The organism is Pseudochelatococcus lubricantis, from assembly GCF_011762225.1.
GTDB lineage: Bacteria > Pseudomonadota > Alphaproteobacteria > Rhizobiales > Beijerinckiaceae > Pseudochelatococcus > Pseudochelatococcus lubricantis.
This window is the reverse complement of sequence record NZ_JAASQI010000004.1, coordinates 1-24,833: the sequence shown is the minus strand read 5'-3', so window position 1 is coordinate 24,833 and position 24,833 is coordinate 1. Positions and strand designations below refer to the sequence as shown.

Sequence of the window (24,833 nt, the reverse complement as noted above, 5' to 3'; positions counted from 1 at the left end):
ACGTCAACATGAGGGAATGTTAACTTGCGCCGCAGATATGGTGCGATGCACCATGACGTCGGCGTGCGGAATGATCGGGGCGGGACACGCGAGCGGCGGCTGCGCGGTCATACGTCCGGCATGGCTATTCGAGGATGACACATGCGCAGGTTGTTGGCGGTCGGGCTGCTTGTTATCGTCATGGCCGTGGCCTGGGCGGTCGTGTTCGAGCGGCGGGGCGGGGATCTTGCGGCCCTTCTCGACGGCTCCCCCCTTTCATCCCTGTTCCGCCAGCCGTCCGCGCAGGCGCAGTCGCAGACCGGGGGGGACAAGGCCACCGGGGACAAGGCGGCGACGCCCGCCGCGCCGGCAAAGAAATTCCCTGTGGAGACCGCCCCCGCCAGGGTCGGCGACGCGGTCTCGGACATCAACACCGTCGGCAGCCTGCAGTCGGACGAGAGCGTGCAGATTTCCTCCGAGATTGCCGGCCGCGTGGCCGAGATCAGCTTCTCGGAAGGCGAGCAGGTGGCGGCCGGTGACCTGCTGCTGCGGCTCGATTCGGCGTTGACGGAAGCTGAAATCGACGACGTGCGCGCCCGGCTCGACCTCGCCGAGGCCAATTTCCGGCGCACCAACGTGCTCGCCAAGGGCGGCAACGCCACCCAGCGCGCCAACGACGAGGCGGCGGCGGCGCTTGCCACCGCCCGTGCCGCGCTGGCGCTGGTCGAGGCGCGCTACAACAAGCTGTTCATCCGCGCACCTTTTTCCGGCATGCTCGGCGTACGCAAGGTTTCTGTGGGCGCGTATCTCAATCCGGGCGCGCAGATCGTCAATCTCGAAAAGATCGACCGGCTGAAGGTCGACTTCAAGGTGCCGGAAACCTATCTCGCCAGGGTTGCGGTCGGCCAGACGGTGGAGCTTTCCGTCGACGCGCTGCCGGGGCGCCGCTTCGTCGGCGCCATCTATGCCGTCGACCCGATGGTGGACGTGAACGGGCGGGCGCTCAACATCCGCGCGCGGCTGCCGAACCCCGACCTGGCGCTGCGTCCGGGCCTTTTCGCGCGCATCGCCATCAAGAGCGCGGCTGGCGGCGAGAGCGTGTTCATTCCGGAGGAAGCCATCGTGCCGCGGGGCGCGGACGCGCTCGTCTATCGCGTCGTCGACGGCAAGGCGGTGGAGACGGTGGTGCGGCTCGGCGCGCGCCGAGCCGGCGAGGTCGAGGTGCTGGAAGGGCTCGATGTCTCCGCCGTCGTCGTCACCGCCGGCCAGCACCGCCTGCGCAACGGCGCGGCGGTCGAGGTCGCGGTGGCAGCCGCCGGCCAGATCTGACGGGGAAGGGGCGCGGAAATGGGATTTGCCGAGCTTTGCATCCGCCGCCCGGTGTTCGCCACCGTGCTCAGCCTGATCATGGTGCTGATCGGCGTCGTCTCCTACAACAGGCTGACGGTGCGCGAGTATCCGAACATCGATGAGCCGGTGGTCTCGGTGACCGTGAGCTATCCCGGCGCCTCCGCGTCCATCATCGAGAGCCAGGTGACGCAGGTGCTGGAAGGGTCGATCGCCGGCATCGCGGGCATCGATGTGCTCGAATCCGTCAGCCGGTCCGAATCGAGCCGTATCACCGTGCGCTTCAACCTCAGCGTCGATCCGGACGTGGCGGCGAACGACGTGCGCGACCGCGTGAGCCGCGTGCGCGGCCGCCTGCCGGACGAAGTAGACGAGCCCGTGATCGCCAAGGTGGAGGCGGATGCCCAGCCGGTCGTCTACATCGCCTTCATGAGCGACCGCATGAACGCGCTGGAACTCACCGACTATATCGACCGCTACGTCGTCAATCGCTTCAAGAACCTGACCGGCGTCGCGGACGTGACCATCTTCGGCGAGCGCCGCTATGCCATGCGCATCTGGATCGACCGCGAGCGGCTCGCCGCCTACAACCTCACGGTGCAGGACGTGGAGGCGGCGCTGCGCGCCCAGAACGTCGAGCTGCCGTCGGGCCGCATCGAAAGCTCCGGCCGCGAGTTCACCGTGCTGTCACGCACCGGCCTCACCAGCGTTCCGGAATTCGAGAATGTGGTGGTGAAGCTCGCCGGCAACTACCAGGTGCGCCTGCGGGACGTGGCGCGGGTGGAACTCGGCGCGGCGGACACGCGCCGCGACGGGCGCTTCAACGGCAAGACCAGCGTCACCGTTGGCATCGTCAAGCAGGCGGTGGCGAACCCGCTCGACGTGTCGGGCGCGATGCGGCAGGTAATGCCGGAGATCAACGCCTCCCTGCCGGAGGGCGTCTCGGCGCAGATCGGCAACGACAACGCGGTGTTCATCGACCGCTCCATCAAGGCGGTCTACCACGCCATCGTCGAGGCGATCGTGCTCGTGGTGCTGGTGATTCTCGTCTTCCTGCGCTCGCTGCGCGCCTCGCTCATTCCCATCGTCACCATTCCGATCTCGCTCGTCACCACCTTCGCGCTGATGCTGATGCTCGGCTTCAGCATCAACACGCTGACACTGCTTGCCATGGTGCTCGCCATCGGGCTCGTGGTCGACGACGCCATCGTGGTGCTGGAGAACATCCACCGCCATGTCGAGGAGGGCATGAAGCCGGCGGATGCGGCGATCAAGGGGGTGCGCGAGATCGGCTTCGCCGTCGTCGCCATGACGCTGACGCTCGCCGCGGTCTATGCGCCGGTGGCCTTCGCGGAAGGGCGCACCGGCCGTCTGTTCCTCGAATTCGCGCTCACGCTCGCGGGCGCGGTGATCGTCTCCGGCTTCGTGGCGCTGACGCTCACGCCCATGATGTGCGCGAAGCTGCTGCGGCACAACCCGAACCCCGGCCGCCTCTTCCTGCTGCTGGAAAAGGGGTTCGCCGGGCTCGAATCGGGATACCGCCGGATGCTTTCGGGCGCGATGCGGGTGCGCTTTCTCGTGGTGGTGCTGGCGCTCGCCGTCGCAGGGCTAAGCGGCTACTACTTCACCGCGCTGCGTTCCGAACTCGCGCCGGTGGAGGACCGCGGGGTCGTGATGATCCGCGGCAGCGGCCCCGAGGGCGCGACGCTCGCCTACATGAGCCGCTACGTGAACGTCATTGAGCAGGACCTGCGCACCATTCCGGAAATGGACTCGGTGCTTGTCATCCTGGGCTTTCCCGAGATCACCGACTTCATGGCCATCGGCCGTCTGAAGGACTGGGACGAGCGCGGCGTGAAGCAGCAGCAGCTCGCTGCCGACATGCGCCAGCGCCTGCAGCGCATCCCCGGTATCGAGGCCTACGCCAACAACCCCGCCTCGCTCGGGCAGCGCGGCTCCTCGCGCCCTGTGGAGTTCGTGGTGCAGACATCGGGCACCTACGAGGAACTGCAGGAGCAGGTCGACGCGCTGCTGGAGCGCGCACGCGGCTGGCCCGGCTTCGTCAACCCCGAGTCTGATCTCAAGCTGAACAAGCCGGAGTTCCGCGTCACACTCGACCGGGCGAAGGTGGCCGATCTCGGTCTGGACGTCTCGGTGGTCGGGCGCACGCTGGAGACGCTGCTCGGCGGCCGGCAGGTCACCCGCTTCGAGGTGGATGGTGAGCAGTACGATGTCTACGTGCAGATGGCGGCGGAGGACCGCGCCTCGCCTTCGACGCTGTCCACGATCTTCCTGCGCGCGCCCTCGGGCGAGATGGTGCAACTGTCGAACATCGTGCAGGTGGCGGAATCGGTGGCACCGAAGGATCTGCGCCGCTTCAATCAGCTCCGCTCGGCCACCATTTCCAGCAATCTCGCGCCCGGTTACGCGCTCGGCGACGGCCTCGCCTTCCTGGAGCAGGCGGCGGCCGACGTGCTGCCGGACAGCATGCAGACGGATGTCGGTGGCCAGAGCCGCGAGTTCCGTGCGTCGAGCCAGAGCCTGCTCGCGGTGTTCGTGCTGGCGCTCGGCTTCATCTATCTGGTGCTCGCGGCGCAGTTCGAGAGTTTTCGCGATCCGGTCATCATCCTGCTCAGCGTGCCGCTGTCCATCACGGGCGCGCTCGCCGCGCTCTACTACGGCGGCGGCACGATGAACGTCTATTCGCAGATCGGCCTCGTGACGCTGGTGGGCCTCATCACCAAGCACGGCATCCTGATCGTGGAATTCGCCAACCAGCAGCAGGAGGCGGGGCGGGAGAGGCTCGCCGCCGTCGTGGAGGCGGCGACGCTGCGCCTGCGGCCCATCCTGATGACCACCGGCGCCATGGTGCTCGGCGCGGTTCCGCTGGCGATGGCGACGGGCGCGGGCGCGGAGAGCCGTCAGCAGATCGGCCTCGTCATCGTCGGCGGCATGACGCTGGGGACATTGCTGACGCTGTTCGTGGTGCCCACCGTCTACAGTTTCCTTGGAAGGCGCTTCTCGCGGGAGCATGGCAACGACGAGGCGCAGGCTGCCCTGGCAGGGCATGAGGCGGGCCGGGCGTCGGGAACCGCGGGGGCGCATACCATCCCGGCCGAATAACACCGCTCCGCGATGAGCCTGGTTCGTCACGGCACGGTCAAGCCCGCGCGGTGCTTGAGCAAAGCCGCACGCGAACGGCCCAAGACCGGGAGCGTTGGGACGAGGCGTTCCGCGCCTCCGCCGCGCTGCCTCCGCGCATCGGCCTGCGTGTCAGGCGAACACGGCCTCGATCTTGTCCTTCAGCGTCTGGGCGTTGAACGGCTTGACGATGTAGTTGTTCACGCCGGCCTTCTTCGCGGCGACGACGTTTTCGCTCTTGGCCTCCGCCGTGACCATGATGAAGGGGATCGCTTCCAGCGCCGGGTTTCCGCGCACCTGTTTGAGCAGTTCGTATCCCGTCATCGGCTCCATGTTCCAGTCGGAAATGACGAGGCCGTACTTGCGTTCGTTCAGCTTCGCCAATGCCTCGCTGCCATCGGCCGCGTCATCGATGTCCTGAAAGCCCAGTTGCTTGAGCAGATTCCGGATGATGCGAATCATCGTCTTGTAGTCGTCTACGACGAGAATAGGCATCGAAAGATCAAGGGCCATCGATAACTCCGATCGTGGATACGCTGTACATTGAGATCCGCCGCATATGCGTCGCGCAGGCAGTAGATTGCATCTCAGGCTTGCCTGAAGCTTGCATCCGGAAGCTTGCGAATATTGCGCATTTTCTGCCGATCGTCTATCTGTGGGTCAGGTATTGCTGATGGCGGGAGAAAAGCCGATGCCAGCAGATCGTCGGCCGTTCCGGATCGAGACGGGCATGGACGCGGAGCACGAGGAGCGCGACTTGCGCCCGGCGGTCGAGCCGGTCGACAGCACGGCGCTGTTCGAACGGGTGTTCCAGGAGTTGGCGGATATCAAGGGGCTCGTGCAGCAGGGCATGGCCGTGGCGCCTGCCGACGCCCGGGCGGCCAACGGCCCGATGCGGTCGGAGGTCGCGCTGATTCATCACGCGATATCGCAGACCAAGCGGGAAATACTCAACCTGCAGGTGAAGGGGTTGAGGGGCGACTCGTCCAGCCGCGCGCTCGACGAGCTGGATGCTGTGGTCAACGGCACCGAGGCGGCGACGGAGACGATCCTGTCCGCCGCCGAAACGGTCGAGGAAACGGCGGGCAGGCTGCTGGCCAAGCTGGGCGGCGCCGATCAGGCGATGGTGGTGGAAATCCACAAGCAGGCCATCCGCATCTTCGAGGCCTGCAACTTTCAGGACCTCACGGGCCAGCGCATCGGCAAGGTGGTGCAGGTGCTCCACTTCATCGAGGACCGCGTGGCAACCATGATGTCGATCTGGGGCGGCGAGGAAGGGTTCTCCTTCATCCCGGATCAGGACGCGGCGTCGGACAGGCGCGAGGGCGACGCCGCCCTGCTGAACGGGCCGCCGCTGAAGGCGGACGTCGATGTCGTCTCGCAGGACGACATCGATTCGCTGTTCTCGTGACGCGGGCGGACAGGGGCGTTTGCCGTCAGGTTTCCGGCCCACCCTCGTCGTATCCGCCCTCGCTTTTCCAGGTGTCGACTTCCGCGATGAGCCAGCGCCGGAACGCCGCGACGGGGGCGAGGCGCGCCCGCGCGCGTGGCGAAATCAGATAATACGAGCGTGGACTTCTGACCGGATGGTCGAAGGCGACGACGAGCTGGCCGCTGCCGATTTCCGACGCGATCAGGAAAAGCGGCAGCAGCGCGACGCCCACACCGGCCATGCAGGCCTGCGCCACCGTCGAAAACTGTTCGAAGCGCATGCCGCGCATCGCCGCCGGCGCCGAAACGCCCGCCGTCCTGAACCAGTGATCCCATGCCTCCGGCCGTGACCCCATGTGCAGCAGGGGCAGCCTGGCGAGATCGTCAGGCGCCGTAATCGGATGCTCGCGCAGGAAGGCGGGGCTCGCCATGGGTGCCACCGTTTCGTGCATCAGGAACGTGCTTTCCGTTCCCGGCCAGTCCGCGGTGCCGATGTGGGTCGTGGCGTCGAAACCCTCCGCCTCGATGTCGAAGCGCCCGATGCGGGTGGCGAAGTTGAGTGTCACTTCCGGATGCCGGGCGATGAAGGAGGGGATGCGCGGCATCAACCAGCGCGTGCCGAAAGTGGGCAGGATCGCGAGATTGAGCGTCTGGCGGGCTTCGCCCGCCATGGCGCGCAGGGAGGCGGCGCGGATGGTCGCCAGCGCATCGGCGACGGCGACCGCATAGGCTGTTCCCTGCTGCGTCAGCGCGACGCCCCGGCCCGTGCGCTCGAACAGCGCGATACCGAGCTGCCCCTCCAGCGCGGCGATCTGCTTGGAGATGGCGCTCTGGGTGAGGGACAGTTCCTGCGCGGCGGCGGAAAAGCTGCCGAGCCTCGCCACGGCATCGAAAGCGGCCAGCGCCCCCGTGGCGGGCAGCAGGCGACGTTGCATCGCAATCATGATACATGAATATATCTCATGGGGACGGTGAGTAAACATCGTTTGAGAGAGGCGGCAAAGCTTTGCATGATAGCCGTATCGATAGGGGAGATCGCCGGGAGCCCGGCGCGTGACGCTGTTTAAGGACTGGGAGGGACATGCCGTGGCGGAATACAGCGCCTTTACGTGGAACGATCCGTTTCAACTCGACAACCAGTTGACGGAAGACGAACGCATCATCCGCGACTCCGCGGCCGCCTTCGCGGCGGACCGGCTCGCGCCGCGCATCCAGGAAGCCTACCTGCACGAGAAGACGGACCCGGCGATCTTCCGCGAGATGGGCGAGGCGGGGTTGCTCGGCCCCACGGTGCCGGAAGAATACGGCGGCGCGGGCGCGAGCTATGTTGCCTATGGCCTGATCGCCCGCGAGGTCGAGCGTATCGACAGCGGCTACCGGTCGATGATGAGCGTGCAGTCGTCGCTCGTCATGTATCCGATTTATGCCTACGGCTCCGAGGAACACCGCCGGAAGTACCTGCCGAAGCTCGCCTCGGGCGAGTGGATCGGCTGCTTCGGCCTTACGGAGCCCGACGCCGGCTCCGACCCCGGCGGCATGAAGACGCGCGCGGAGAAGATTGACGGCGGCTATCGCCTCAACGGCTCCAAGACGTGGATTTCCAACGCGCCGATCGCCGACGTGTTCGTGGTCTGGGCGAAGTCGGCGGCGCATGACGGCCAGATTCGCGGCTTCGTGCTGGAAAAGGGCACCAAGGGCCTTTCCGCGCCCAAGATCGAGGGCAAGCTCAGCCTGCGCGCCTCCATCACAGGCGAGATCGTGCTGCAGGATGTCGAGGTGGGCGAGGAGGCGCTGCTGCCGCACGTCGCCGGGCTCAAGGGGCCGTTCGGCTGCCTCAACCGCGCGCGCTACGGCATCTCGTGGGGCGCCCTCGGCGCCGCCGAGGACTGCTGGTTCCGCGCCCGCCAGTATGGGCTGGACCGCAAGCAGTTCAACAGGCCGCTGGCGGCGACGCAGCTCTTCCAGAAGAAGCTCGCCGACATGCAGACGGAGATCGCGCTGGGCCTGCAGGCGAGCCTGCGTGTCGGGCGGCTGATGGACGAGGGCTCCTTCGCGCCCGAGATCATCTCCATCGTCAAGCGCAACAACTGCGGCAAGGCGCTCGATATCGCCCGCACGGCGCGCGACATGCACGGCGGCAACGGCATCCAGATCGAGTATCACATCATGCGCCACGCGCAGAATCTGGAAACCGTGAACACCTATGAGGGCACCCACGACGTGCACGCCCTCATCCTCGGGCGCGCCCAGACCGGGCTGCAGGCGTTCTTCTGACGCGCGTCCGCTATCCTGGCTTCCCCAACTGGTCCGCGCCGGCGCCTTTTCAGGCAGGGCGGCGCGGGCCGATCTTTTTCGAGGTCTAACAGCCATGCCCGACATCAACTGCGGTTCCGGCACGGGCGAGGCGCCCCTTTCCGGGCTCAGGGTCGTCGAACTCGCGCGCATCCTCGCCGGCCCGTGGATTGGCCAGACGCTCGCCGATCTGGGCGCGGACGTGATCAAGGTCGAGAGCCCGCAGGGCGACGACACGCGCGGCTGGGGGCCGCCTTTCATCGATGTCGAGGGCGAGCGGTCCGCCGCCTATTTCCATGCCTGCAACCGGGGCAAGCGTTCGATCGCCGCCGACTTCACCACGGACGAGGGGCGGGCGCTGGTGCGCCGCCTCGTGCAGGACGCCGACGTGCTGGTGGAGAATTTCAAGGTTGGCGGCCTGGCGAAATACGGCCTCGATTACGAAAGCCTGCGGCAGATCAACCCGCGGCTCGTCTATTGCTCGGTCACCGGCTTCGGCCAGACCGGCCCCTACGCGAAGCGTGCCGGCTACGATTTCATGATCCAGGGCATGGGCGCCATCATGGATCTGACGGGCGAGCCCGACGGCCCTCCGCAGAAGATGGGCGTCGCCTTCGTCGACATCTTCACGGGCCTCTACGGTGTGACTGCCATTCAGGCCGCGCTCTGGCAGCGCCAGCGCACAGGCGTCGGTCAGCACGTGGACATGGCGCTGTTCGACTGCATCACCGGCGTGCTCGCCAATCAGGCAATGAACTATCTGGCCTCCGGCGCCGTGCCGCACCGGCTCGGCAACGCACACCCGAACATCGCACCTTATCAGACTTTCGCCGTCGCGGACGGCTTCGTCATCGTCGCGGTCGGCAACGACGGCCAGTTTCGCCGCTTCGCGCGCGTGCTGGGCCGCGAGGCGCTGGGCGGCGATCCGCGCTTCCTCACCAATGCCGACCGCGTCGCCAACCGCACGGCACTGACGGAACTGCTGGGCGAGGCTATCGCCACCTGGCAACGCGATGCGCTGCTCGCGGCGCTGGAGGCGGAGGGCGTTCCAGCCGGGCCGATCAACACCGTCGCCGACGTTTTCAACGATCCGCAGATCGAGGCGCGCGGCATGCAGATCGCGCCGCAGGGCGTGCCCGGCGTGCGCACACCCGTCACCCTCTCTGGCGCGAGCCTCCGGCTCGACCGCCGTTCTCCCCGGCTCGGCGAGCATACGGCGGAGATTCTGGCGGAACTGGACGCGGCCGGGGAGAACGGCAAAACCGGCAAGGCGTCCTGAACGGCCGGGAGGGCGGCGGCCGCGCCGGTGGTTCACCGTTCCATATGACCAGGAGGGTGCCGGCGCGATGCCAGAGCCCCTTTTGGCGGCGCTGTTCTATCCGGCCGGCCCCTTGCCCTGTTCTACGTATGACAATTAAATGACAGTCGTCGGACCGTTTTGATCTCGCCCGGCTATGTATAGATACTTATGTATGGTCAGTATTGCTGCCGTCTTGCTTTTCGCGATTGATATGGATCATGGACGTATCACCGTTATGATATCTACGTATATCGTGATGTAAGAGTTCCGACCTCAGCTTCCCGGTGGGGCGAGGCTCTGGAGGCGTCAATGACATCGCAAGCAGCAGAACTGGGTCGGGGTAGTGCCGAGGGCCGCGACGGTGCGGGCCTTGAGGAAGACGTGTTCCTGATCGCCCGCATTCTGGACGGCCAGCGCTTGACTGCGGAGCAGCGGGCGCATGCGTTGAAGGCGCAGCTCTCGGAGTATTCGGCGCTGGGCGATCTCACCACCCAGTCGTCGAGCCACCATATGGCGAGCATCGCCTCCAACCACAGCGAGCGCGTCCGCGCGGCGCTCGACGAGGCCCGGTCCATCACCGATGCGTTCGGGCGGCGTGTGCGCACCGGCGGGCTCGATCTCGCCGGAGACCTTCGCCATTACTGGGCCGACCGCGCACAGCGCGCAGTGCTTTACGCCGACACGATCCGTGAACGCGGCGACATCTTTCTGGTGCACGAGGCCGCTGGATGCCCGCCCGTGCTCATCTACGACTACGACGTGATCATGGACGGCGTCGACCAGCCGCGGCCCACAAACTACGTGCTGCTCAAGATTCGCCCGCCCGCGGGCATGCAGACCTTCGACTGGAAGCGCCCCTACATCATCATCGATCCGCGCGCGGGGCAGGGGGCGGGCATCGGCGGCTCGCAGATGGACAGCCAGGTGGGCGTGGCGTTGCGCGACGGCCACCCGGTGTATTTCGTCAGCTTCCGCCGCGAGCCCGAGCCCGGCCAGACGCTTGCCGACGTTACGCGCACCGAGGCCGCCTTCGTGCGCTACGTGCAGTCCCTGCATCCCAAGTCCGCGAAGCCGGTGGTGATCGGCAACTGTCAGGGCGGCTGGGCAACGCTGCTGCTGGGCGCCAGCAATCCGGACATCACCGGGCCGCTGGTGCTGAACGGCGCCCCCGTCGAGACGTGGTCGGGCGAGATCGGCCGCAACATCATCCGCTACAACGCCGGGCTTCTCGGTGGCCAGATACTGCCGATGTTCTGGTCCGATATCGGCAACGGCGTTTTCGACGGCGCGTGGCTGGTGCTCAACTTCGAGTTGATGAACCCCGGTCGCAACTATTTCCGTAAGTATTACGACTACTTCAACGAAGTGGATACCGGCCGCGGGCGCTTCCTCGAATTCGAGAAGTGGTGGGGCGGCTTCTTCCTGATGAACGAGGAAGAGATCGTCTGGATCGTGCGCGATCTTTTCATCGGCAACCGGCTGGCCCGCAACGAGGCCCGGCTTGAGCACGGGCGCAATCTCGACGTCAAGCAGATCCGCTCCCCGGTGATCGTGTTCACGAGCCTCGGAGACACCATCACGCCGCCCAAGCAGGCGCTGAACTGGATCGTCGATACCTACGCTGACGAGACCGAGATCAGGATTCGCGGCCAGCGCATCATCTATATGGTGCATGAGAAGGTGGGGCATCTCGGCATCTTCGTTTCCTCGTCCATCGCCAAGCGCGAGCACACCGAAGTGGCGTCCACGATGAAAACCATCGAGGCGCTGGCGCCGGGCCTCTACGAGATGAAGATCGAGGACATCATCGGCGAGGGCGAGAACCAGCAGTTCAGCGTCTCCTTCGCCGAGCGCAAGATGAGCGACCTGCCGGGCGCGAACGAGGGGCGGCGCGACGAGGTGCCGTTCGCGGCGGTGGCGCGCATTTCGGAATTGCAGGCCGACTTCTACGACATCGCGCTGCGGCCCGTCGTGCAATCGGGCGTGACCCAGGCGACGGCCGAGCTGGCGCGGACATTGCATCCGCTGCGCCTGCAACGCAGCCTGCTGTCGTCGCGCAATCCGCTGCTGCAGCCGATCGAGCTTCTCGCCGACATGGTGGGCGACAACCGCACCGCCGCCGGGGACGACAACCTGTTCGTGCGGACGGAACACTGGCTCGCCAACGCCTTCGAGCAGTCCGTCGACATCGCGCGCGACCTGCGCAACGCCTGGTGCGAGACGCTGTTCTTCAGCATCTATGCCACGCCTTACATGCGCTGGTTCGGCCGCCGCTACGAATTCGGCCGCACGCGCAAATCCAAGGAAGAGCTGTTCGCGCTGCCGGAGGTGCAGTCCGCGCTGTCGCACATCGGTTCCGGCGGCTATGTCGAGGCGGTGATCCGCATGCTGATCCTGCTGGCAGATTCGCGTGGCAACGTGCGCAGGGACAGGCTGGAGCGTTCGACGCATCTGCTGAACAAGACCGAACCTTTCAGCCATCTCGCGCCCGTGGAGCGCGCCCGGGTCATCCACGAACAGAGCCTCACCGCCCAGTTCGCCCGCGAGGAGGCGCTTGAGCGCCTGCCTGACCTGCTGCACACGGAGGAAGAGCGCGAACAGGCGATGGAGGCCGTGCAGTTCGTGCTCGGACCGCTTTCCGACGCTTCCCCGAACGTGGCGGCGACCTTCCATGCCTTCCGCCGCGTGCTCGGCCTCAAGCCGGCGCTTGTGGACGTCGCGGCGGGAACGCCGGAAGAAGGGAAGCCCGCAGGGGAGAAGCCCGAGGGGGAAGCCGCCCCGGCCTGACCGGATCGCGTCTCTTCGCGGGGAGCCGTCGCTCTGGAGCATGCCGCCATTTCATGGAAACGACGGCATGCTCCAGGCTTCTGATTTTGAGCGAATTCTGATCGGCACGCGCTCTAGCCGCGCTTTGCCAGGAAATGGTCGATGCCCGCCTGGGCGCATTCCTGATCCTGCGCCGGCGTGCCGGAGCTGATGCCTATTCCCGCGACGACGTCACCGTCGACGATGACGGGAAGGCCGCCACCGACCACCATCAGGCGTCCGTGCACGGCGGAGTTGATGCCGTGGGTGGGCCCGCCGGGCTGGCTCGTCGTGCCGTAGTCGTGCGTGGCCTTCTTCGCAGCGGCGGCGGTGAACGCCTTGTCGATCGCGATGGTGATGCTGGTGATCTTGCCGCCGTCCATGCGTTCGAAGGCGACGAGGTTGCCCGATTCGTCGGTGATGGCGATGCACATCGGCACGCCGATCTCGGCCGCCCGGGTGCTGGCGCCTTCGATCAGCAGCCGCGCGTCGTTCCGGTCGATCCTGCGGATGGTCAACATGGTACTCTCCCGATCAGATGGTTTCGTCATGCATCGGCTCCGGCTTTCGGCCGGCGCCAGGTGGATTTCGCTCAAACGCCGCGCGGGCTTGACCCAAGTGCCTACGCCACCGGGTAATCGGCCTTGACCTGCTCCGCGATGAGTTCGGCGGTCGCGGCCGACAACGTCCAGCCCAGATGGCCGTGGCCGGTATTATAGAACACGCCCTTGACGCGGCCGCGACGCACGCGCGGCATCATGTCCGGCATCATCGGCCGCAGGCCGGTCCACGGCACGGCGCGGTCGGTATCGACGGCGGGGAACTCGCGGCGCACCCAGTCGATGAGCGGCTGGATGCGGTCTGCGCGAATGTCACGGTTGAAGCCGTTGTACTCGGCCGTGCCCGCCACGCGCAGGCGATTGACGCCAAGGCGGCTGGTGACGATCTTGGCTGCCTCGTCCAGCAGGCTCACGGTCGGCGTCGCCGCCTGCGACTCGGCCCGGTCGCTATGCACGGTGATCGAATAGCCTTTCACCGGATAGATGTTGAGGCGGTCGCCGAGCGAGGCGGCGAGGTTGCGGCTTGCCGCGCCCGCGCAGATGACGACCGCGTCGGCCTTCAGGTCCTGCTCCGCCGCCGTCTGTTCTGGCGCGAGGCCGGCATCCGGCAGGGCGGGCGTGTAATGGATGACGAAGCCGGCCGCGTCGTCCCCGCCTGCGCGGGCGATGCGGGCGACGATGGCGTCCTGGATGAAGCGCACGCCGCGCCGCTGGCAGGCTTCCGCGAGGCCGCGGGTGAACTTGTGAATATCGCCGGTGGAGTCGGACGGCGTGAAGAAGCCGCCGAAATAGCTGCCCATCAACGCGGGCTCGATGTCGCGCATTTCCGCGGGTGTGACCGCGTGGCGTTCGAGGCCGCCCTCGGTCAGCAGCGTGTTGACGCGGGCGCTGGCGTCGAAACTCTTCTTGTCGTGGAAAATATGCAGGATGCCACGCTTTTCGAGATCGAAATCGATGTTCTCGGTCTCGGCGACGGAAAACAGATGCTGACGTGCGGCGATCGCCAGGCGCGTCGTCTCGATGGTGTTGGCGCGGTAATGCGGAATGGCGGCCACGAACTCCGCCATCCAGGAATACTTGTGCCAGGAGGGCATGGGGTTGACGAGGAGCGGCGCATCCTTGCGCAGCATCCACTTGAGCCCCTTGAGGATGGTGGACACACTGTTCCACACCTCCGCGTTGCAGGCGGACAACTGGCCGCCGTTAGCGAAGGATGTGTCCATGGCGGGATAGCGGCAACGGTCGATGACGGTGACGTCATAGCCGCGCGTGACAAGGGAATAAGCGGCGGTCACGCCTGTGATGCCGGCGCCGACGATGGCAATATGGGACATGGTCTCAGGTCCTGTATGAAGCGGCCGGGCGACCGGAAAATCCGGTCGGTCGAGCGCCCCATCTGTCCCTGTACCTGAGAGCTTGAGCCGTTCGTGCAGTCACCCGCGCGAACGCCTTCCCCTTCGGTGGGCGCGTCCGGCAGCCGGCGCGCCTCTCTCCAGATCGTCCTGACGGATGGTCCCTTGTGCCTGAGAGTTTCCGGGGCGGTTGCTCCATCGGCGTCGGACTGGACCGAACTCTCCCGATCCGTCATATCGAACATCGCAGTGATAACAGAGATGTCGCAGCTCTGCAATCGGCCGCGAACCGGCAGGGCGGTTGGTTGCGTTTCAAACTATTGGCGTATGGCGCTTTTTCGATCTGCTCTGCCCGCCGGCGCTGCCCGGAATGGCGGCAGCGCTGCGATAATTGACACCTGTTGCAATTTTATTACGCAAGCATCTTGACGGAATGCGGCGCGTGATCAACAACGATAATCCGAACGAAATTTCGTGTCGCGCGTCCGGCGGGTGCGTGCCTTGATTCTGGGCATTGCGTGTACTCCGCCGGGAAGCGATTTCCACAACCAGATCGATCCCGGGGAGAGTTCGATGCAGTTTATGAGATCGGCGATCGTTGCGCTTGCTATCGGTGCAAGCACGGTGGCGTCACAGGCGGCCGAGGTCAAGCTCGGCGTCGCGGCTGCGCTGAGCGGGCTCGCCGCCCAGTACGGCGCGGCGATTCGCAACGGCTTCGAACTCGCCGCGGAGGAGATCAACGCGGCCGGCGGCGTCAACGGCAACACCATCAAGCTCGTGGTCGAGGACGAACAGGGCAAGAAGGAAGAGGCGATCAACGTCTACAAGAAGCTGATCTTCCAGGACAAGGTGCTGCTGATCTTCGGCCCGACGCTCTCCAACTCCGCCTCTGCCGCCAACCCCATCGCGCAGGCCGCGAAGGCGCCGGTTTTCGGCACCTCGAACACGGCGGACGGCATCACGGCGGTCGGCAACTACATCTTCCGCAACTCCGTCACCGAGGCGGACGTGCTGCCCGTGACGCTGAAGACGGTGGTGGAAAAGGAAGGCGTCAAGAAGGTCGCGGTGCTCTACGGCAACGACGACGTGTTCACCAAGTCCGGCTACGACAACTTCGCCAAGGCACTGAAGGACCAGAACATCCCCGTCACCACGACGGAAACCTTCGCCAAGGGCGACGTCGATTTCAAGGCGCAGCTCACCAAGATCAAGGCAAGCGGGCCGGATGCCATCGTGCTCTCGGCGCTGCTGGCGGAAGGCGCGCCGATTCTCGTGCAGGCGCGCCAGCTCGGCATCGATCTGCCCTTCGTCGGCGGCAACGGCGTCAACTCGGTGAAGATCTTCGAGCTTGCCAAGGGCGCGTCCGACAATCTGTGGGTCGGCAGCCCGTGGTCGGCGAGCAACGACACGCCCGAAAACAAGAAGTTCATCGAGGCCTATACGAAGAAGTTCGGCTTGGCGCCCGACCAGTTCGCCGCGCAGACCTACGACGCCCTCCACATCGTGGCCGAGGCGCTGAAGAAGGTCCAGCTTTCGGGCGACATCGCCAAGGACCGCGCCGCGCTGCGCGATGCCTTGCCGGATGTTTCCTGGACCGGCGTGACCGGCCCCTTCAAGTTCCGCCAGGCGGTCGACAAGAGCGGCAAGCCGGCAGGCTACGACGCCGATCAGCAGCCGATCGTCTCCGTGACGAAGGACGGTGCCTACCAGATCGTCAAGTGATCGTCCGCGCCCGGCGTGCTGCCGGGCGCGTTTCTTGTTCGTCAGGGGGAGTTTCCCCGGCACCGGAAGCGGCGGGTTTTCGCCCGCTGCGGGAACTGTTTTTGAGATGCTTGCCCAACAACTCGTCAACGCGCTGTCGCTCGGCAGTGTCTATGCGCTGTTCGCGCTGGGATTCACACTGATCTTCGGTGTGCTCGGCGTGATTAATCTCGCGCATGGCGCTGTGTTCATGGTCGGCGCATACGCGGCGCTGCAGGCCGTGGTTCTGGCCGGGCTGCCGATCTGGGCGGCGCTGATCGTCGCCTTCCTCGTCAGCGGCCTGTTCGGGCTCGTCATCGACATCCTGGTGCTGTCGCCGCTGCGCAAACGCCATGCGCCGCACCTTATTCCCATGATTGCGACCATCGGTGTCGCCATCGTGCTCAACAGCGCGGTCCAGGGCATATTCGGGGCGGACAACCTGCGTTTTCCGCCGGGCGTGGTGCCGGATGAGGCCATCGAGGCCGGCGGCCTGCATATCACGGCGGTCGAGATCGGCATCATCCTGCTCACCTTCGCCATCATGGTGCTGCTGCTGCTCGGGCTGCGGCGCACCTCCATCGGCAAGGCGCTGCGGGCGGTGGCGGAGTCGCCGAAGGCGGCCGCGCTGCTCGGCATCGATGTCGAGGGCCTTCTGCGCAAGACTTCGTTTCTCGCGGCCGCGCTCGGCGGCGCCGCGGGCGTCATGATCAGCCTCTATTCCAATGCGGTCTATCCGCTGATGGGACAGCCGATGCTGCACAAAGGCATCGCCGTCATCATCCTCGGCGGCATGGGCGACATTCGCGGCGCGCTCATCGGCGGGCTGTTCCTCGGCTTCGCTGAAGTGTTCGCAGTGGCCTATATCGGCTCCACCATGCGGGATGCGGTGGCCTTCGGCCTGCTGTTCCTGATCCTGCTCGTGCGGCCCACCGGCCTGTTCGGCAAGGCGAGCGAACGGAAAGCCTGATCATGGACGCATTTCTTCTCTGGTTCGACGAGTTCTGGGCCGTTTATTCCAACCTCATCCTGACGCTCGGCATCAACGCGCTGCTCGCGCTCTCCATCTGGCTCACGCTCGCCTGCGGGCTGCTGGCGCTGGCGAACGCCGCGTTCATGGGCATCGGCGCCTATGCGGGTGCGCTCGCGACGATGAACTACGATTCGCCCTTCGCGCTCTCGCTCGTCGTCGCCATGGCCGCGCCTTCGCTGGTGGCGCTCGCCATCGGCGTGCCGGTGCTGCGGCTCGGCGGCGTCTATCTCGCCATGGCGACGCTCGGCTTCGGCGAGGTGGTGCGCGTCGTCATCCTCAACACGGAAAGCATCACCGGCGGCGCGCTGGGGCTGAACGGCATTCCGCAGCAGACGCAGTGGTGGCACGTGGCGCTGGCGCTCGCCATCGTGGTGTTCATGCTCGCGCGGCTGCATCGCTCGAAGACCGGTCGCGCCTTCGAGGCGATCAAGGTGGATGAGACGGCGGCGGGCCTGATGGGCATCGACCTGCGCGCGCACAAGCTGCTCGCCTTCGTCCTGGGCGCTGCCATCGCGGGGCTCGCGGGCGCGCTCAACGCGCATCTCACCTTCTTCATCGGCCCGCAGGAATACGGCTTCGACAGGGGCGTCGAAATCCTCACCATGGCGATCCTCGGCGGCATCGGCTCTCTGATCGGGCCGGTGATCGGCGCGTTCTTCCTCACCCTGCTGCCGGAACTGCTGCGCGGGCTTGCCGATTTCCGGCTGATCGTCAACGGCCTCATTCTGGTGTCGGTGGTGCTATTCCTGCCCAACGGCCTGTGGGACCCGGCGCGCATCCGCAACTGGTTCGGCGCGAGGAGGTAGGACGATGCTGGAACTCGCCTCCATTTCCAAGTCGTTCGGCGGCCTCAAGGTGCTCGACCACGTGAGCCTGAAGGTGCCGCAGGGCGCGATCTTCGGCCTTATCGGCCCCAACGGCGCCGGCAAGACGACGGTGTTCAACCTGATCACGGGGCTGATCCCGCCGACTTCCGGCACCATTACCTTCGACGGCACGGACCTCGCGGGCCTCGCTCCGCACAGGATCACGCGACTCGGCATCGCGCGCACTTTCCAGAACATCCGCATCTTCAACGAGATGTCGCTGCTGGAGAACGTGCTCGTCGGCCGGCACCGCCACATCAACTACGGCGTCGCCGAGATGCTGTTCTCACTGCCGCGCTACCGCGCGCAGGAGGAGGCGGCGCGGGCACGGGCGCTGGAACTGCTCGGCTGGGTAGGCCTCGCAGGCAAGGCGGGCGAGATCGCGGACACGCTCTCCTATGGCGAGCAGCGCCGGCTGGAGATTGCCCGCGCGCTGGCCACCGAGCCGCGCCTCCTGTTGCTCGACGAGCCGGTCGCCGGCATGAACCCCGCCGAGAAGACTGAGCTGATGAGCGCCGTGCGCGCCATCAACGCGCGCGGCTATACCATCTTCCTGATCGAGCACGACATGCGGTTCGTCATGGGTCTGTGCGAGCGGGTCGCCGTGCTGAACTTCGGCCGCATCATCACCTGCGACAAGCCCGAGGCGGTGCGCAACAACCATGACGTCATCGAGGCCTATCTGGGCCGCGACGACGAAGCTGATACGCGGGAGACGGCCTGATGGGCGCGCTTCTGGAGGTTTCCGGCCTCAAGGTCAATTTCGGGCATGTCGAGGCGGTGAAGGGCATCGATTTCGTGCTGAACGAGGGCGAGATCACCACGCTCGTGGGCGCGAACGGGGCCGGCAAGTCCACCACGCTGCTCGCGCTCTCCGGCCTCGTGCCGAAAGCGGGGGGCAAGGTGCTGTTCGCGGGGCGGGACATCACCCGCCTTGCCCCACACCGGATCGTTCACCTCGGCCTGTCGCAGGTGGCGGAAGGTCGCGCCATCCTGACGCGGTTGACGGTGCGCGAAAACCTGGAACTCGGCGCCTATCACCGCAACGACACGGATGCCATCGCCGCCGACTTCGAGCATGTGCTCGGCCTGTTTCCGCGACTGCGCGAGCGGCTCGACGGCTTCGCCGGCAACCTCTCCGGCGGCGAGCAGCAAATGCTGGCCATTGCCCGCGCCCTGATGGCGAGGCCGCGCATCCTGCTGCTGGACGAGCCGTCGATGGGCCTCGCGCCGCTGATCGTGCAGGAGATATTCCGCATCATCAGGACGATCAACGAGGCGGGACTGACCATCTTCCTTGTGGAGCAGAACGTGCGCCAGGCGCTGAAGATCGCCCACCGCGCTTACGTGATCGAAACCGGGGAGATCGTGCTGAAGGGCACGGGCGAGGAACTGCTCGACCATCCGCGCGTGCTGGAAGCGTATCTGGGGGTGTGAGGGTACGCCTTCATGTGGCGGGCGCCGGAGCGCTTTCCGAGTTGATGGAACCATCCGGACAATAAGAGTTTGCTCAAAGTCAAATACTCGCAGAGCATGGTTCTGGATTTTTCAAATCAGAATCATGCTACCGCCTGGACCATTTATTTTCGTGTCAAATTTAGCCAAAGAAATGGTGCCTGTTTCTGGTTTGATGCGTCAGGCCATTTCTGCGTTTCACTGAAATGCAATAATGGTCTATGCCATTGTTTTTTTACGCAATTTCGGACGCGAAAGCGGCGTTCACTTTCGCTGAATTTGCTTTATCTGCAGCCTGTGTTGACACCTACGGAGCGCAGCGCTATCGTCGGCAACGGTCTGTAAATACGGCCATTGTCGTCAATAATCCTCAAAGAAGTCCATGATGAATATGAACCGTAGCGGACCCGGTCCACATATGGAGCCGCCTGCGAACGCCATGGGGCGCGCTGTCATCATTGGGCTGATTGCCGCTATAGTTTTTATGAGCATGCGTCTGTACGTATACGGGTACAGGATAGCAGCGGACGATGTCGAGTTTTTCTTCAATTATCTGTCCGGGCCGGAAGCTGTCGAAGCTCACGTCCGGTACCTTGCCACCTATCAGGGGCGTGTTGGCCAACTGCTGATGGCTCGCCTCAATACCTTCGGCGCTTATCTCGCTGGCGGCATTGGCGGCATGTCGGTCATCCTGCTGCTGTATCTGCTTCAGTTCTGGCTGTTTTCCATCTACGTATCCAAGCTCGTTAGGGCGGATATAAGCGTCCTCCTGTTCATTTTGCTGGTTGTTCTTCATCCTCTTGCGTATGAGCACATGCCGCCGAACAGCTATCCGTTGCAGAACACCGTTCCCTTCATCTTCATCATTGTTTCCCGCCTTGTTTTTTTCAGGTTGTCCGATGCCGCAGACACGCTGTGGCCTCGCCTCCTGTCGGCCCTCGCGTGGATGCTTTTCGTGCTGGGCATGGTTTTTGGTGAGTTTTCCTTCGTTTTTGGAACCGCGCTGCTCCTTGCGGAGTATGTGACTCGCATCGTCCGCGCGTCCCGCTCCGGTGACAGCTTCGAGCGGATCGTGCGCAGCCTCGCTCGTGCGCCGCGCTTCCACGACGATGTATGGGCCGTGGCGCTGGTGCTCGTGGCCTATGTCGGATTCGGCCTGGCCCATCCGACGCAATACGGTGGGCACGATGTCGCTCTCGACGCGCCCAGGCTGCTGGAGACGGTTGCCAGACACATCCTGGCGGGCACCGTGTTGCCGCGGATCGATGTCCTGTATATCCCGTTCCCGTGGACGGCGTATCTGCAGGCTGCGGCAGTAGGGGCGGGAGCTGCTGTCTGTATCTATTCCTGTTCGAGTGGTCTGGAAGGCATCCGTGCGCCGGCTCTGACGGGAGTTCTTGCTCTGGTCTGCGCGCTTTACGTCACGCTGCCGCTTGCGGTGACAAGCAAGCAGCAGCTCTGGTGCGTCGAATGGGACTTGTGCGGATATCTCGACACGCGCGTCTCCTATCTCTGGGTCATCGTCTTTGTGGTTTGTTGCATGGCCCTCGTTCTGCGGGCGGCCTCAGGCGCAAGGCTGGCGCGCATCGCCCTCTGCATCGTGCTGGGAACAGCGGCGGCGGCCACCCATCTCCATAACTGGAGCGTATCGCGACAGATGCGCCAGTCGCACAACGTGTGGAAGCGGGCATCCATGCTGGCGTGCGATCCGGCAGTGCAGGCTGCGGACAACGACCGGCTCATGAAGCTTGTCGATCCGGAAGGGCGCATCATTCTCCACTCGTGGCTGCCGCCGGTTGCGGACATGTGGCGTCTGTTCATGCGCCGCGAAGCGCAGGGAAGAAATTGCCCGGCGTCGCTGCAAGGCGCCGGCCCGTCGCCGACGGGCACTCACGGCGGGAAATGACCTGCCTTCCGCGCCCGTCTGCTGTGATGTCCGGCGGGAAGTGCGCATTTGTACGTTCATCCATTCCGTAGTATGCCGCAATGACAGGCGGATGCATCAGCGTGGTCTCTGCCTCCACAGGTTCTGATGCATCGAGGGAGCGGGAAGCAGGGCATGCTGTTGTCGATCGTAACGCCCTTTTACAACGAGGAGGAGGCTATCGACGCTTTCTTCTCACGCCTGACGGGGCTGCTCGACCGGACGCTGCCGGCGTACGATTTCGAATTCGTCTGCGTCGACGATGGAAGCCGGGACAGGACGCTGGAGATCCTCAAGGCGCGTGCCGCCGCTGATGCGCGCGTGCGTGTGGTGGAACTGGCGCGCAACTTCGGCAAGGAGGCGGCGCTGACCGCCGGCCTGACGGTGGCGAGGGGCGACGCCGTGATCCCCATCGACGCCGATCTGCAGGATCCGCCGGAGATCATTCCCGAGATGGTGCGCCTGTGGGCCGACGAGGGCTACGACGTGGTCGAGGCGCGGCGCGCCGACCGCAGCTCCGACACCTGGCTGAAGCGTTTTTCGGCCGAATCGTTCTACAAGCTCAACAACGCCATCGCCGAGACGCCCATCCCCGAGAACACGGGCGACTTCCGCCTGATGTCGCGGCGGGTGGTCGATGTCATCAACGCCCTGCCGGAGCGCCAGCGCTTCATGAAGGGCATCTTCGCATGGGTGGGCTTCCGCCGGGCACGGGTGGAATTCGTTCGAGAACAGCGGGTCGCGGGCTCGACGAAGTGGAACAAGTGGCGGCTGTGGAATCTGGCGCTCGAAGGCATTACCAGCTTCAGCACCTGGCCGCTGCGGGTATGGACCTACGTCGGCGCGGCCATCGCGGGGCTCGCCTTCCTGTACGGACTCATCCTCATCGTCTCGACGCTCATCGGCGGTCGCAGCGTGCCGGGCTATGCCTCGCTGATGTCGGCAATCCTGTTCATGGGTGGCGTGCAGCTGATCGGCATCGGCATACTGGGTGAGTATCTCGGCCGCACCTATCTCGAAACCAAGCAGCGGCCGGTCTTCGTCATTCGTGAGATCTACGGGCGGGGCGAGGGCGGGCAGCAGGAGGCCGCCCACGGCGGCGCGCCGGGCGGGGCGGGGCAGACGTGACGGCGGAGACGATGCGAACCCTCGTGGAGCGCTTGCTCCGTCACCGTTTCGTGCGCTTCTGTGCTGTCGGCGGCGTGGCGACGCTGGTTCACGCCGCGGTTTTCTTCCTCGTCGTGGCGGCGGGCGGTTCGCAGCTTGCCGGCAATTGCCTCGGCTATTTCGTCGCCAGCATCTGGTCCTACTACATCAACTGCCTGTGGACCTTCGCGGCGGCTCTGTCCTGGCAGGGCTTCGTGCGCTTCCAGATCGCGAATTCAGTCGTGCTCGTGTGGGGTGTCATCGCGGCCCTTATCGGCGAAAGGTTCGCCTTCCCGCCCGCTGCGACACTGGCGCTGACGGTGATTGTAGGCCCGGTGCTGAACTACCTCGGCCACAGTCGCCTGACGTTCCGCAAGGCATAGCTGCGGCCGCCCTGTTCGCTACGGAAGCAGGCCGGCTACGATGTCCGGCAGCGCGGCGGGTTGTTCGCAAAGCACTGTCGCACCGGCCGCCACGAGTTCATCGCGCCCACCGTAGCCCCACAAGGCCCCGACGGATTTCACGCCATGCCGCCGTGCCGCGTCGATGTCGTGCAGACGGTCGCCAATCATGCAGGCCCTGTCCGGGGAGAAATCCTCGCACTCCCGGATGTGCGCGATCAGATCGCCCTTGTTTTCGAAACGGCCGTCGGGTTCCGCGCCGTAGATGCCGTCAAATAGAGGAAGCAGGCCGAAGTGCCCGGCCACACGCTGCGCGAAGGGCCGCAGCTTGGACGTGCAGATGAAGAGCCGGGTATCTCCTGCCTTGAGGGCGCGTATGGCGTCGTGAACGCCCTCGTAGGGGGTGGCCTCGAAAATACCCTGCCCGGAATAGAATGAGCGATAGTGCGCCAGCGCGTCCTGAACGCGCTCGTCGCCACCGAGCAGCCGCGCGAAGCTCTGCCGGAGCGGCGGACCGACGATCCAGTGCAGTTCCGACGCCGGCGGCTCTTTTTCGCCGAGCGCTGCCAACGCGATCTGGCAGCTGCGAATGATGCCGGGCGCCGCGTCGACCAGCGTGCCGTCAAGATCGATCAGGATTGTCTTCATGATTCTACCGCCTGCCTCCCGCGTTATCCGGTGGTTAGTTGCAGTCGCCGCCGGAGGCAAGCCGGCATCGGCATGATCGCCCGGCCCCCGGAAACGGAATCATTCTTCCGCCGCGGCTTTCGCTCGCAGGCGCCGAAAGTAACAGGGAAGAAAGCCATTTAAAAAGCCATGTAATGTAAAATAGAGAAAATTCTGTCTGGTGGCATAAAGAAAGTGAATGCGGCCTGCGAAAAATATATCGCCATGGCGACATATCTTGCTATATATGGCGAGGCCTCCTGGCGTGGAGCGTCACATTTTGAGGGTGCCGCATGTCTCTCGAAAAATTGTTGTCAATACTGTCCGATCGGTCCGGGGTGGACCTGCGTCTCGACCCCAACGGCAATTGCGCTCTCGAATACGGGCCGGGCCTGGAGCTGACCATCTCGTCGACAGACGCAGGCAGCGCTCTCCTGCTGCATCAGCCCGTTCAATTCATGAGTCCGGCCGTGCCGGAATCCCTGTTTCGCAAGTGCATGGAGCTGAACCTCTACGGCACGCAAACGTACGGGGGCGCTCTTGGGCTCGATTCGCAGAGCGGCTGGATCGTGCTGGCTAAGCGGCTTGCTGTCGACGCGCTCGATCCGCAGCGACTTGAGGAGGCGCTCATGCAGTTCATCGCCGCCGCCGGGCAGATCATGGGCGAATTGGGAGAGGATGCGCGGAAAGAGGCCGTGCAGACCCCTGTCCATGACGAGGCGGTCTACATGTCCGGCGCCATCCGCGGCTAGGAGCAGGCAATATGGTGGGCCCGGTTCAAAAACAGCAAATTCAAAATCATGCTGCAGCGCCTCCGAACAATGCGTCCCGTGCATTGGGATTTGACCTGAGGCGGACGGCCGCAACAAGGCCTCAGGACATAGATTTACGTTTCCGGAATATTATTGGAAAACTGTCAACAATTATGACAGGGGCTGCATTTGACTTTTCATCAACGCAGAAAGCAGAGTTAATTCTGCATATCGTAGGGAATAGGCTTGCTTGCACCCAGATTGAATACGAGCGCCTGGAGCACGCGCTTCAGGAACCCGAGAGGTTGAAAGACGTGCTGAAGCACAAATGGACCGATTGCGGCCAATCGGAAATCGAGCCTATGTCGAACCGGGCGCTTCTGCTGCTTGATATGGCTGCAGGAACGGGCCACTACGCCCTGAAGGAGCGCAAGGCAAGTTATCTGAAGTTCTCGCCGGAGGAACGAAGAGCCTGCCTCGACCTGCCGTCTGCTGAAATGCGCGGCGCCTTTAGTGAGTTATCCGCCAGCCTGCGGGACGCCGTTGTAATACCAAGTTTCATTGATCAGAACCGATTTGTCCAATCTCGCATGCCGATGGCCATGATGCGCCAAGGCTGCTCGATAAGTTTATTCCAAGCGTA

20 protein-coding genes, 1 pseudogene and 1 riboswitch are annotated in these 24,833 nt (G+C 64.8%); of the genes and pseudogenes, 16 read left to right on the top strand and 5 right to left on the bottom strand.

Annotation, left to right across the window (positions count from 1 at the left end; all coding sequences use genetic code 11):
* Window positions 1-141 precede the first annotated feature (141 nt).
* Together FHS82_RS09475 and FHS82_RS09470 are read left to right on the top strand one after the other, a co-directional pair.
* The gene (locus tag FHS82_RS09475) at window positions 142-1,308 is read left to right on the top strand and encodes an efflux RND transporter periplasmic adaptor subunit (RefSeq protein WP_246225256.1); all 1,167 of its coding nucleotides are present in this window, start codon (window positions 142-144) and stop codon (window positions 1,306-1,308) included.
* A gap of 18 nt (window positions 1,309-1,326) precedes the next feature.
* Window positions 1,327-4,449, top strand: a complete 3,123-nt coding sequence (locus FHS82_RS09470) for an efflux RND transporter permease subunit (protein WP_166951561.1) — start codon at window positions 1,327-1,329, stop codon at window positions 4,447-4,449.
* A gap of 150 nt (window positions 4,450-4,599) precedes the next feature.
* On the opposite strand, the gene FHS82_RS09465 is transcribed toward FHS82_RS09470, so the two are convergent.
* The gene (locus FHS82_RS09465) at window positions 4,600-4,980 is read right to left on the bottom strand and encodes a response regulator (RefSeq protein WP_166951558.1); all 381 of its coding nucleotides are present in this window, start codon (window positions 4,978-4,980) and stop codon (window positions 4,600-4,602) included.
* Window positions 4,981-5,158: 178 nt separating this feature from the next.
* On the opposite strand from FHS82_RS09465, the gene FHS82_RS09460 reads away from it, so the two are divergent.
* Window positions 5,159-5,878: a protein phosphatase CheZ gene (locus FHS82_RS09460; RefSeq protein ID WP_166951555.1), complete on the top strand. Its 720-nt coding sequence runs from the start codon at window positions 5,159-5,161 to the stop codon at window positions 5,876-5,878.
* A 25-nt stretch (window positions 5,879-5,903) separates the two neighbouring features.
* Here the strand turns inward: FHS82_RS09460 and FHS82_RS09455 are convergent, their stop codons facing one another.
* Entirely contained in the window at window positions 5,904-6,842 is a 939-nt protein-coding gene (locus FHS82_RS09455) for a LysR family transcriptional regulator (RefSeq protein ID WP_166951550.1), read from the bottom strand.
* A 142-nt stretch (window positions 6,843-6,984) separates the two neighbouring features.
* Between FHS82_RS09455 and FHS82_RS09450 the strand changes: the two genes are divergently transcribed.
* The 3 genes from FHS82_RS09450 to FHS82_RS09440 all read left to right on the top strand — a co-directional run bounded on the left by FHS82_RS09450 (window position 6,985) and on the right by FHS82_RS09440 (window position 12,277).
* The gene (locus FHS82_RS09450; RefSeq protein ID WP_166952517.1) at window positions 6,985-8,172 is read left to right on the top strand and encodes an acyl-CoA dehydrogenase family protein; all 1,188 of its coding nucleotides are present in this window, start codon (window positions 6,985-6,987) and stop codon (window positions 8,170-8,172) included.
* Between the two features lie 94 nt (window positions 8,173-8,266).
* Window positions 8,267-9,469 (top strand): CaiB/BaiF CoA transferase family protein, encoded by a 1,203-nt coding sequence (locus FHS82_RS09445; protein WP_166951546.1) that lies wholly within the window; start codon window positions 8,267-8,269, stop codon window positions 9,467-9,469.
* Window positions 9,470-9,799: 330 nt separating this feature from the next.
* On the top strand, window positions 9,800-12,277 hold the full coding sequence (locus tag FHS82_RS09440) for a DUF3141 domain-containing protein (RefSeq protein WP_246225255.1): 2,478 nt from the start codon (window positions 9,800-9,802) through the stop codon (window positions 12,275-12,277).
* A 113-nt stretch (window positions 12,278-12,390) separates the two neighbouring features.
* Here FHS82_RS09440 and FHS82_RS09435 read toward each other — a convergent pair whose 3' ends face one another.
* The gene (locus tag FHS82_RS09435) at window positions 12,391-12,846 is read right to left on the bottom strand and encodes a GlcG/HbpS family heme-binding protein (RefSeq protein WP_343042545.1); all 456 of its coding nucleotides are present in this window, start codon (window positions 12,844-12,846) and stop codon (window positions 12,391-12,393) included.
* Between the two features lie 71 nt (window positions 12,847-12,917).
* Window positions 12,918-14,189, bottom strand: a complete 1,272-nt coding sequence (locus FHS82_RS09430; protein WP_166951541.1) for a D-amino acid dehydrogenase — start codon at window positions 14,187-14,189, stop codon at window positions 12,918-12,920.
* A gap of 166 nt (window positions 14,190-14,355) precedes the next feature.
* A riboswitch (glycine riboswitch) is annotated at window positions 14,356-14,445 on the bottom strand.
* A gap of 335 nt (window positions 14,446-14,780) precedes the next feature.
* Between FHS82_RS09430 and FHS82_RS09425 the strand changes: the two genes are divergently transcribed.
* From FHS82_RS09425 to FHS82_RS09390, 8 genes are all read left to right on the top strand, one after another.
* On the top strand, window positions 14,781-15,929 hold the full coding sequence (locus FHS82_RS09425) for an ABC transporter substrate-binding protein (protein ID WP_166951538.1): 1,149 nt from the start codon (window positions 14,781-14,783) through the stop codon (window positions 15,927-15,929).
* Window positions 15,930-16,035: 106 nt separating this feature from the next.
* A complete protein-coding gene (locus tag FHS82_RS09420) occupies window positions 16,036-16,917 on the top strand; it encodes a branched-chain amino acid ABC transporter permease (RefSeq protein ID WP_166951532.1) in 882 nt (293 codons plus the stop codon).
* 2 nt (window positions 16,918-16,919) lie between these two features.
* Window positions 16,920-17,786: a branched-chain amino acid ABC transporter permease gene (locus FHS82_RS09415; protein ID WP_166951529.1), complete on the top strand. Its 867-nt coding sequence runs from the start codon at window positions 16,920-16,922 to the stop codon at window positions 17,784-17,786.
* 4 nt (window positions 17,787-17,790) lie between these two features.
* On the top strand, window positions 17,791-18,570 hold the full coding sequence (locus FHS82_RS09410) for an ABC transporter ATP-binding protein (protein WP_166951525.1): 780 nt from the start codon (window positions 17,791-17,793) through the stop codon (window positions 18,568-18,570).
* Complete coding sequence (locus FHS82_RS09405; RefSeq protein WP_166951521.1) at window positions 18,570-19,283, top strand: ABC transporter ATP-binding protein; 714 nt, start codon at window positions 18,570-18,572, stop codon at window positions 19,281-19,283. Before FHS82_RS09410 ends, FHS82_RS09405 begins: the two co-directional genes overlap by 1 nt.
* 457 nt (window positions 19,284-19,740) lie before the next feature.
* A complete protein-coding gene (locus tag FHS82_RS09400; protein WP_208394175.1) occupies window positions 19,741-21,207 on the top strand; it encodes a hypothetical protein in 1,467 nt (488 codons plus the stop codon).
* A gap of 153 nt (window positions 21,208-21,360) precedes the next feature.
* On the top strand, window positions 21,361-22,353 hold the full coding sequence (locus FHS82_RS09395; RefSeq protein WP_166951514.1) for a glycosyltransferase family 2 protein: 993 nt from the start codon (window positions 21,361-21,363) through the stop codon (window positions 22,351-22,353).
* Window positions 22,354-22,364: 11 nt separating this feature from the next.
* Window positions 22,365-22,754 (top strand): GtrA family protein, encoded by a 390-nt coding sequence (locus tag FHS82_RS09390; RefSeq protein WP_166951511.1) that lies wholly within the window; start codon window positions 22,365-22,367, stop codon window positions 22,752-22,754.
* An 18-nt stretch (window positions 22,755-22,772) separates the two neighbouring features.
* On the opposite strand, the gene FHS82_RS09385 is transcribed toward FHS82_RS09390, so the two are convergent.
* Window positions 22,773-23,420, bottom strand: a complete 648-nt coding sequence (locus FHS82_RS09385; protein ID WP_166951507.1) for an HAD hydrolase-like protein — start codon at window positions 23,418-23,420, stop codon at window positions 22,773-22,775.
* 329 nt (window positions 23,421-23,749) lie between these two features.
* Here FHS82_RS09385 and FHS82_RS09380 point away from each other — a divergent pair, with 329 nt between their 5' ends.
* Both FHS82_RS09380 and FHS82_RS09375 read left to right on the top strand, forming a co-directional pair.
* Complete coding sequence (locus tag FHS82_RS09380) at window positions 23,750-24,190, top strand: CesT family type III secretion system chaperone (protein ID WP_166951504.1); 441 nt, start codon at window positions 23,750-23,752, stop codon at window positions 24,188-24,190.
* Between the two features lie 11 nt (window positions 24,191-24,201).
* Window positions 24,202-24,833 (top strand): annotated as a pseudogene (locus tag FHS82_RS09375) (hypothetical protein); the annotation flags it as partial.